This window comes from Arenibacter nanhaiticus (assembly GCF_900141935.1).
Lineage (GTDB): Bacteria > Bacteroidota > Bacteroidia > Flavobacteriales > Flavobacteriaceae > Arenibacter > Arenibacter nanhaiticus.
Genome location: NZ_FQYX01000004.1, coordinates 233,522 through 243,732, shown reverse-complemented (window position 1 = coordinate 243,732; position 10,211 = coordinate 233,522). Strand labels below are relative to the sequence as shown.

The 10,211-nt window shown below is 41.5% G+C and carries 6 protein-coding genes and 1 rRNA gene; 2 read left to right on the top strand and 5 right to left on the bottom strand.

All coding sequences use genetic code 11. The features are described from left to right. Positions 1-165: ribosomal RNA gene (locus BUA16_RS04410) — 16S ribosomal RNA — on the bottom strand; the annotation flags it as partial. Positions 166-814: 649 nt separating this feature from the next. Between BUA16_RS04410 and BUA16_RS04405 the strand changes: the two genes are divergently transcribed. Continuing rightward, on the top strand, positions 815-2,086 hold the full coding sequence (locus BUA16_RS04405) for an NAD(P)/FAD-dependent oxidoreductase (protein ID WP_072763421.1): 1,272 nt from the start codon (positions 815-817) through the stop codon (positions 2,084-2,086). A gap of 708 nt (positions 2,087-2,794) precedes the next feature. Continuing rightward, complete coding sequence (locus BUA16_RS04400; protein ID WP_072763420.1) at positions 2,795-2,947, top strand: YqaE/Pmp3 family membrane protein; 153 nt, start codon at positions 2,795-2,797, stop codon at positions 2,945-2,947. Positions 2,948-3,693: 746 nt separating this feature from the next. Here BUA16_RS04400 and BUA16_RS04395 read toward each other — a convergent pair. The 4 genes from BUA16_RS04395 to BUA16_RS04380 all read right to left on the bottom strand — a co-directional run bounded on the left by BUA16_RS04395 (position 3,694) and on the right by BUA16_RS04380 (position 10,162). Further along, a complete protein-coding gene (locus BUA16_RS04395) occupies positions 3,694-3,972 on the bottom strand; it encodes a F0F1 ATP synthase subunit delta/epsilon (RefSeq protein ID WP_072763419.1) in 279 nt (92 codons plus the stop codon). Positions 3,973-4,069: 97 nt separating this feature from the next. After that, on the bottom strand, positions 4,070-5,578 hold the full coding sequence (gene atpD, locus BUA16_RS04390; protein ID WP_072763418.1) for a F0F1 ATP synthase subunit beta: 1,509 nt from the start codon (positions 5,576-5,578) through the stop codon (positions 4,070-4,072). A 201-nt stretch (positions 5,579-5,779) separates the two neighbouring features. Next, entirely contained in the window at positions 5,780-7,402 is a 1,623-nt protein-coding gene (locus tag BUA16_RS04385) for an SGNH/GDSL hydrolase family protein (RefSeq protein WP_072763417.1), read from the bottom strand. A gap of 36 nt (positions 7,403-7,438) precedes the next feature. Next, the gene (locus BUA16_RS04380) at positions 7,439-10,162 is read right to left on the bottom strand and encodes a TonB-dependent receptor (RefSeq protein WP_072763416.1); all 2,724 of its coding nucleotides are present in this window, start codon (positions 10,160-10,162) and stop codon (positions 7,439-7,441) included. Positions 10,163-10,211 lie beyond the last annotated feature (49 nt).

Below are 10,211 nucleotides of genomic sequence, written 5' to 3'. Positions count from 1 at the left end.
AATTTCTCTGGGCTATTCCCTAGTACAAGGCAGATTCTATACGCGTTACGCACCCGTGCGCCGGTCGCCGGCAGATAAGCAAGCTTATCCCCGCTGCCCCTCGACTTGCATGTGTTAGGCCTGCCGCTAGCGTTCATCCTGAGCCAGGATCAAACTCTTCATCGTTGATTTTTATATAACTTGATCAACCATTAATAGCTAATTGCCCGGCCCGTGTTTTCGATTTTTATTCAATATTCCCGATCTGTCGCCAGAACGGAAATACGCTGTCTTTACAATATGTCTATGAACTTTTTATTCTTTTCTTATTCGCCCTGTCTCCCAAAGCGGCTGCAAATGTACAGCTTCTTTTTTACCCGGCAAGCTTTTTTGAAAAAATTAAATTCTTTCTTTTTGGCTTAACAGATTAGGGACACAACACTCAATAAACATGGCACTCTTAACGCCTTTTCGCTTGCTCGGCATTGCCTCGCTAGCGGAGGGCAAAGATACATCTCTTTTTAAAACTGGCAAGGCTTTTTTTGATGTTTTTGGACGACACTGGCCATTTTATTTTTAACCGCTTTAAAATAAGTATTTTATAAGGTAATAAAAATCGAAAACTCGCTCCGCGAAGTCGTGAGACTTTGCGGAACAGGTAAACTAATTTATTTTTTAAGCTACATTACCCATTGCTACTTTAAACAATTGCTACATTGAACAATTGTTACATTTTCACCTTAATCCGTTGCTATAATAACATCTCTTTGCTTATTACCGTCCTTTTAGGTGCATTTTAAGCATTACCCATTACCTTTGCATAAAAATTTACAAAATGAATAAGAAGCAGACCATAGTGGTTGTAGGCGGTGGATTTGCAGGATTGGAGTTAGTAAAGAGAATGGGGAACTCCAGCAAATACGATCTGATATTAGTGGATAGTAATAACTATAACTTTTTCCCTCCCTTAATATATCAGGTGTCCACAGGTTTCATGGAACCTTCTGCCATCAGTTATCCATTTCGGAAGATTTTGAGGGATAAAAAGAGCGTTCATTTTAGACTTGGATCTTTGGAACGGGTAGTCCCTTCCGAAAATAAGATCGTTTTAAACAACGGCGAATTACACTACGATATATTGGTGATGGCCACTGGAGCGGAGACCAATTTTTTTGGCAACAAGAATATTGAAGAAAAAAGCTTGCCGATGAAAACCATCAGCGACGCCCTTTCGTTAAGGAATGTGATCCTTACCCGCTTGGACCGCGCCACGCGATTAACGAATAAGGAAGAGCGTAAAAAACTCTTGACTTTTGTCGTTGCCGGTGCCGGACCTACCGGTGTTGAGCTTTCGGGTATTTTAGCAGAAATGAGATCTAATATCCTTACCAAGGATTATCCAGAGCTGAGCAAGGAAGATTTAGGCGATATCTATGTCATAGACGGACAAAAATCTGTTTTGGCCCCTATGTCTGAAAATTCACAACGCTATACCCATAAGGAACTCAGCAAATTGAACATAAAAATAAAGCTGAACACTTTGGTGAAGGACTTTAAAAACCAAACGGTGTTTTTATCGGACGGAAGTGAAATACAGACCAAGAATTTAATCTGGGCCGCTGGGGTTTCCGCTAAAACCTTTGAGGGCTTTTCCCAAGATAGCTATGGAAGAGCAAAACGCTTAAAGACCAACGCCTTTAATTTGGTCAGCGGATATGACAATATATATGCGCTGGGAGATAGTGCCTTGGTTTCGGGAGATGAAAATTACCCGGACGGGCATCCACAATTGGCGCAACCCGCCTTGCAACAGGCTAAGAATTTGGCCGACAACCTTAATTCTGATAAGTCAAACTGGACCCCTTTCCGTTATAATGACAAGGGTTCCTTAGCGATTATTGGAAGAAACAAAGCGGTGATGGATTTCCCAAAACAGAAATACCATTTAAAAGGATTCGTCGCTTGGTTTATATGGATTTTCGTTCATATCATGGGATTGGTCAATTTTAAAAACAAAGTAAGGACCTTGTACAACTGGTTGGGGTATTATATTTATAAGGATCAATCTTTTAGGATGATCATTAAACCCACCGAAAGGAAACAGTAGACTGTTGCCAAAACAATTCAGACATTATAACTGCAAACAATACCTATACAACGGCTTTATATTAAAAGATAGGGCCGTTTTTAATAACACTCGAATCTCCTTGGCCCTAGTTTTGATTGCTATCACTACTCTCCGCAACCATCACCACTGAAATCAGCTTCGTTTAATTGAAAGGTTTTACCGGCTAGTTGCCAATTATGGTTATAATTCGCCTTCCCGCTCCCTAAAACGAAATTTTTTCCTCCATTTAAAATTATAAAAACCAACAACTATGCTGGTAGGTATCTAGACTCCCCCGAAAACTAGCTGACCTTTGCTCAATAGTCTACATTGAATATACGGCCCGTCACCCCTAGATGATGCGCCCGAAAGACGTTATTGATAATTCTTGGCTTCTCCGCGTCTGGGCTAGGGGTAATGAACGGAGTACCTATAACATTGCCAAAATAGGTCCATCATCACCTAATATTAAAAGCCATGACAGAACACTTATAAGCAACTAAAGCCCATGTCTTTGCGGAACCATGGTCGTATTAACATTCATTCCTTGCTCACTTCTCTTTTTAATTTAATTTTTTCCATTATTTTACTTACATTTAAAGTAATACATATTCTATATAGGGAGATTTAAGTAGGATTAACAGCTATAACTAGACCTACCTCTTCGTATGAAAAGAAAAATTTAATAACCTTATAAAATATAATACTATGTCACTTCTTACTATTATTCTCAACATCCTATTACCGCCCTTGGCAGTTTTTTTGAAACACGGTGTAGGCTCCGCATTTTTAATTAGTATAGTGTTGACGATAATCGGCTGGTTGCCCGGTGTGATCCATGCATTTATAGTAAATAAATAAATTCGATTTTTAAGGGTTAACACAGGCAATCATTCTTCACTGCCCTGGCAAAATTTGAAAACTGGTAAATAATTTGGCTTAATAATGGCAACATTAAAAGCCATATTGCTTTGTCATTGGCAGCTGCCAAAAAATAAAAATGGCAATAGGGTGTGGATTGCCGATATTGACCATACTATAAGCTAAAACGAAACCAGCACCCCAAAACCCCGATATGCTAAGCTTCACATTCCACGTTCACCACCCAGTAATCCAGCTAGACAAAAAAAAGGGCAGAAAACGGCCTTGAAATCCAATTGAGTGCGGTAAAAGCGTCACAACTTGGATTCATTGATTCTTTTTGTATTGATTACGGACAATTGTTTATGGTTTATTGAATCTCGCGTTAGGGATGGCGGCGGCATCCCCGCAGCGGAGCAAGGGATATAGCCAAGAGCCCGCCCGACAAAGGAGGGAACGCCCAAAAACAGTATACAGTAGCCAGTAAACCGAAATCAGTAATCGGCATACAGTGAAAAATTAAACAGTGCAAAAGAGGTATACATCTGTGTCATCTAGCAGATTTTCAACTACAGGAAAACCTAATCTTTAATGAAGGCCCAACTTTTTGGGATTGCTCCAAAACAACTTTAAATCGCGCACACACCCCCGGGATATCGACTTAACTAGATGAGATAAGGGCAAAAAAAAAAAAAAAAAAAACGCCAAGCGAGAAGCCTGGCGTTTTTAAAATATTTAAATGACAATTAGTCTGCGAGTACAATAACTTTATTGTTCTTCATTTCTACAGTGCCACTGGTAATAGTTAGCATAGTGTCTCCGTTTGCCGCTTTAGAGAACTTATCCTTAAAGCTTTCTTCTACCACTACATTCCCCTTGATCTTTACGTTTCCTGCTTCTAACAAGGATACTACGGCGGCGTGATTAGACAACATTTGAAACTCTCCATTGATACCGGGAACGGTAACTGCGGTTACTTCTCCTGAAAATAAAGTGGCCTCTGGTGATACTATTTCTAAATACATACTTCTATTCTGTATTCCCCAAATACTTCGGGAATTGGTTTAATATTTATTGACTTCCGTTAGGCGTCCTGTTGTTTAGTAGCCTATTAAGAAACTGTTATGCTTCCGCTAACATTTTCTCACCAGCTTCGATAGCTTCTTCGATGGTTCCTTTAAGGTTAAAGGCAGATTCTGGCAAGTGGTCTAATTCCCCGTCCATAATCATGTTAAATCCTTTAATGGTCTCCTTAATATCTACCAAAACTCCTGGGATACCGGTAAACTGCTCTGCTACGTGGAATGGCTGAGAAAGGAAACGTTGAACACGTCTTGCTCTACCTACCGCTAACTTATCTTCTTCAGATAATTCTTCCATACCAAGGATGGCAATAATATCTTGAAGTTCTTTATATCGTTGTAACAACTCTTTTACTCTTTGAGCACATGCGTAATGGTCTTTTCCTAAGATCTCCGGTGTTAAGATTCTAGAAGTAGAATCTAATGGATCTACTGCTGGATAAATACCTAATTCCGCAATCTTACGGGACAATACCGTAGTAGCATCTAAGTGAGCAAAGGTTGTTGCTGGTGCTGGATCCGTTAAATCATCCGCAGGTACGTAAACCGCCTGTACCGATGTAATAGATCCTCTTTTTGTTGATGTAATACGTTCCTGCATGGCCCCCATCTCTGTTGCCAAAGTTGGTTGGTACCCTACTGCAGATGGCATACGGCCTAAAAGTGCCGATACCTCTGAACCTGCCTGAGTAAAACGGAAGATGTTATCTACGAAAAACAACACGTCTTTTCCTTGTCCTTCTCCTGCACCATCACGGAAGTATTCCGCTATGGTCAATCCTGAAAGTGCCACACGAGCACGAGCTCCAGGAGGTTCGTTCATCTGTCCGAAAACGAAAGTCGCTTTAGACTCTTTCATTACGTTTTTGTCTACTTTAGACAAATCCCATCCGCCTTCTTCCATAGAGTGCAAGAAATCGTCTCCGTATTTAATAATACCAGACTCAAGCATCTCACGAAGCAAATCGTTCCCTTCACGAGTACGCTCACCCACACCGGCGAATACAGAAAGACCACCGTGTCCTTTAGCAATGTTGTTGATCAACTCCTGGATCAATACTGTTTTACCAACACCGGCACCACCGAATAAACCAATTTTACCCCCTTTTGCATAAGGCTCAATAAGGTCGATTACTTTAATACCTGTGAACAAAACTTCCGTAGAAGTTGATAAATCTTCGAATTTAGGCGCATCGCGGTGAATTGGAAGACCATCTTTACCAGCTTTTGGTAAATCTCCAAGACCATCAATAGCGTCACCTATAACGTTAAATAGACGTCCGTAAACATCGTCTCCGATTGGCATTTGAATGGCACTTCCAGTTGCTTTTACCTCAACTCCTCTGCTTAAACCATCAGTAGAATCCATTGAAATGGTTCTTACTGTGTTTTCTCCTACGTGAGATTGAACTTCCAATACTAACTTAGAACCATCCTTAGAGATAATCTCTAAAGAATCGTAGATTTTTGGAAGGTCTGCTCCTGACTGAAATTCGACATCAACTACCGGGCCGATAATTTGGGAAACTTTACCTGTAACTTTTGACATTTCTTAAATGTTTATTGTTTAGCGTGATAAATTGTGAACACTAACTTTTTTACCAATAATTGGATGCTTAGTTTTTCGCGAGGCAAAGGTATATCTTTTAAATTAAAAAATAAAGTTGTTTTTTGTGGTTTTTACACTAAAAAAAAAGAACCCTATATAAAAGGGTTCTTTTTAAGCAAAATTATACTATTTATTACTTTTTTAGGGAATCATTGCCGGGTAATTTGTAGGATAATTACCTGAATTTAAAGTAGCTCCGGCTTCAACAAAGTTAGAACCGTAGCTTTCGTCTATCGCTTCCAAGAATTTATTTGTCAAAACTGCATACCCCCGAGCGGTTAAATGCAGTCCATCCAACCCTATTAATCCACCTCTTACCAATTGGGTATTTAAAATAAAATTCCCCGAGCGTATTCCAGTAGAAGCCGCATCGCTCAAAAGTTTCTTAAAATCTACAAAAGCCAATTGCTTTTCGTCGGCTACACTTTTAATTGTCACGTTATAAGCATCGGTTGCTACTTTTATATTGGTTTGTTCGCTTGGCAATAGCACCCATTTATCTACCAAAGGCAGGGTTACGCCTTCTACGGAAAACTGTCCGGCCAATTCCTCAGACAAGCCTTCCCCCATTAGGGCTACCACCGACGCGGTGTTTACTTTTCCGATAATCGAACTACTTGGCAATACTAAGAGATCTTCTGCGGTAGCCTGTCTTGTTTGTCCGTATGCCGATCCCAAAAGTTTGGCCACAATGGGCGCTGCCTGTGCAGGTAATCCAAACTGGGCGATAAAAGCAGGGAACGTTGGACTAGCATTCAAGGCTCCTTCTATTTGGGCCGAAATATCCACTAGGGTCTTGTCCCTAATCACCACTGCACTGGCGGAAGTCTGCGAAAACACCACCTTACGATTCGGCTGTTGGAGCGCATCGTAGATTTGGTTTAAAGCCCCAAAAATAGAATTCAAGAGCGGTATCTGTGTTACAAACTCTGCATTATCAGGATCTAAAGGATCTAATGGATTGTGTGGTACTGTGGTAAAATGTGGCAAATCGGTAATATAGGGCACATTGGTCACCACTCCTTTGGCTCCACCGGCCGTTAAAGCATTTACAACTCCCCTGAAGGTCATGTCGAACAAGCCCGGGTCAGTGATATCGTTTCCTCCGTACACAGCGGCATTCGGATTCCCTGTCCTATCTACCCCTACTCCACCAGACACCGCATAGGACAATACGTCGTTGCCCCCAATTTCTGATAAGGTGAAAAATGTGGGCTGTTGTGCCAGGGCATCTCCTAAGATAGATGTCAGGGGGGCAATGGCCATACGTCCGAAATATGGATTTAAAGCACCGTAACCTTGAACGCCAAGGTGAAAACTTTTTATCCCGGCCACACCCATATTGTTATAGGGTCCGCTCATGACATTAGTAGCCTCGGTGGTTGGTACAGCTGGCAAAGGCACTGGGCCTTTCCCATCAAAGATCAGTCTAGGACCAAAACTACCATCGGGCATTTGATTGCCGCCAAATACTAGGCCCCCGATATTATCGTTCATCAGCGGCTGGGTAAAACTACCGCCGCCAACAGCACTAAATTGTTGCGATAAAAGGTTAGGGAAAGAATTTGTTTGCCCTGCCACAAACAAGGCTCCGTCTGTAAAACCAGCCGTAAAAGAGCCCCCAACGGCCACATAAGTAGAGAAATCGGCGTCCCCAGCCGTTAAGGTTACCGCAGGTTCCACAGGCATCACGGTATCGTCCGACTCACAGGACAACAACCCTAAAGAAGCCATTGCCAGCAAAATATATCTTGTATTCTTCATCTTCTTTAAATTAAAATTTTCTTTCGATTAAATCTCCTATAGGTTGTTAATGGTCCATGAAACGTAAAATTGCGAACCGATATTACCGGTACCAAAAGCCGTAAAATACTCCTGTCCCAATACATTGGCAGCCCCTGCCTTAAAGGTCGATTTTATGCTAGGAACTTGGTAATTGATCTGCGCATCGACTACATGGAAAGACGGTACGTCTCCACTACCAAAGGTAGCTTCCCAGAAATAGGTATCGGTCCATCTCCAGGCCACATTAAAGCCAAAATTCTTAAATAAATTGGTATTCCCTATAGAGGCTTTTACCTTATGCTCTGGTGTATTAAAATTGGTCTGAAAATCTGGATTCCCCGCTTGATCGAAGTCCAATTTTGAAAAGGTATAGTTGGCAGAAAGGTCATAACCGTTAAATACGGAGGCAGTCAACCCTAGGGCTGCCCCATAAGAACTTACAGCAGCATCAGAGTTGGTATACGCACTATAGGCCTTAAAATCGTTGTTTTGTATAGCGGCCAAAGATTCGCTTTCCCCTACCTTTCCGTAAAAAGGAACAAATACCGCTTCTTGTGATATAAAGTCCTGATACTTGTTATAGTACCCGCTGACATCTACAATAAGCCGATCTATTTTTCCTCTATACCCTATTTCTATAGAGGTTACTTGTTCTGGTTTCACCAACTCCACATCAGAAGCCACTGGAGCGCCTGCCAATACAGAGCTTACGGTATATGAGTTTTCATAGGCATCCCTACCTACAATATCTACGGTTGCAGGTTGCCCCTGCGCCTGTCCGCTAGCACTCACTTCGAAGGTACGCACATCCCTGTCCAAGTTAGTTTTGGCCGACCCCACCAAGATAGCCCTTCCCGCATCCAATCCTATAAATAAATCTTGGGTGGTTGGATTTCTGAATCCTGTTTGGACAGAAGCTCTAATATTATGTCTTTCCATTTCCCCGATAGTATATCCTACGGACAACCTTGGCGAAACGAATCCATCAAACAACTCTGATTTATCGTAACGAACAGAACCCGTAAGCTTTAATTTCTCCTCGAAAAATTTCTTTTGTATTTGAGTATAGACCCCAACTTCTGAATAGTCGATAGGTCCGTCATAATCGGTATAAATAGTACCAAAAGAATTTAGGCTATAGGTTCTAAAGGAACCTCCAAGTTGTATTTCGGCAATATCGGTTAAGTGGCTAAAGTTATAATTAGCATCGGCGTGATAAATTTTGGAATTGTCCTGAAATTTAGATCCGGTCGTTAAGTCTGGATCGTTGATACTCTTATTAAAGGCAGCTTTAAATTCTGGGGTACCGGGCAAATACCTTCCTTCTTCGGCCTTTGCTCTTGCCAAGGCATGAGCCTCTGTTTCATTGGCCCCACCAAAAGAAGCAGCGGCATAGGTATTGATATAATCACCGAACCATTGTCTATCGCTTTTCCAAGCTCTATTGATGTTGATTCCGGTAAAGACCATATCATAGGAATCTCCGGCCTTGTCCTCGGTAATATACCCTCTTACAAAAAAGTTGTCATTTTTAATTTCCAATTTATGCTGTTGCAAGAAGAAATTATCGATGGCATACCTGTTCAACCCTTGATAGATAGTAGATCCGCTCCCTACTTTCCCCACATAGGCAACCTCAAAATCGTTCCCCCAAGGACGGTAGTACAATCCCCAGTCTGCCTTAATACTTTCTGCTTTATAATCGGTTAAATCTGCTTCCCGATATCCGGTCCTGCTCACGGTGACATCCGGAATAATGCCCAAACCACCGGATAGGTCTCTAATATTTCCGCTCACTTCATCTCCATAGACATTTATCCCATCATAGTCCAAATTGGCCCTTGTATATCCTCTTCCTAGTTTATCGGTCATATTATCGGCTGCCCAATCGGTTCCTTTGAGATAACCAAAGTTTACCTTAACCGCAAACTTATCACTGAACTTATGCGCAGCTCGGATACCAAAATCCGTATATTCATTATCCCCAGAAGCTTCTTGCGAAGTAATTCCTTTCTTCACATACCCACTAATGCCCGAATTATCAAAAGGACTTTTACTTCTCATAAAAAGGATTCCGTTAAAGGCATTTGCCCCATATAGGGCCGAAGCCGCTCCCGGCAGTAATTCTACGCTCTGAACATCGGTTTCCGTCATCCCCAATAAATTCCCCAAGGGAAAGTTCAAGGCCGGAGCAGAATTGTCCATTCCGTCTACCAGTTGCATAAAACGGGTGTTGGCAAAAGTAGCAAAGCCCCTGGTATTAATAGACTTAAAGGTTAAACTATTGGTATTGATATCTACCCCCTTTAAATTTTCCAGACCGTCATAAAAATCGGCCGATGCAGTGTTCTTGATCTCCTTAAGTCCAAATCGCTCTACCGTTACCGGGGATTCGAAAATACGCTCCGGTGTTCTGGAAGCCGATATTACCACCTCGTCCAAAAAGGTTTCTTCCTCATTTAGAACTACCGTAATATTCTGATTGTTTTGGGTGATTTTAGATTGGGCAGACACATAGCCGATACTGGTAATTTGCAGTGTAAACGGTGGCTCCTCGGAAGTATTCAACGTAAAAAGTCCGTCGAAATCGGATACGGTTCCAATGGCTTTCCCTGTGATGACGATATTGGCCCCTGGAATAGGCTGACCATTAAGATCAACTATCTTTCCCTTTACGATTGTTTGGCCATAAGACACAAGTCCAAATATTAAAAAGGATAACAACATTACTGTTCTCATACGGTATTTAAGTTTAATTAGTTATAAGCAATATACTACATTTTTTATA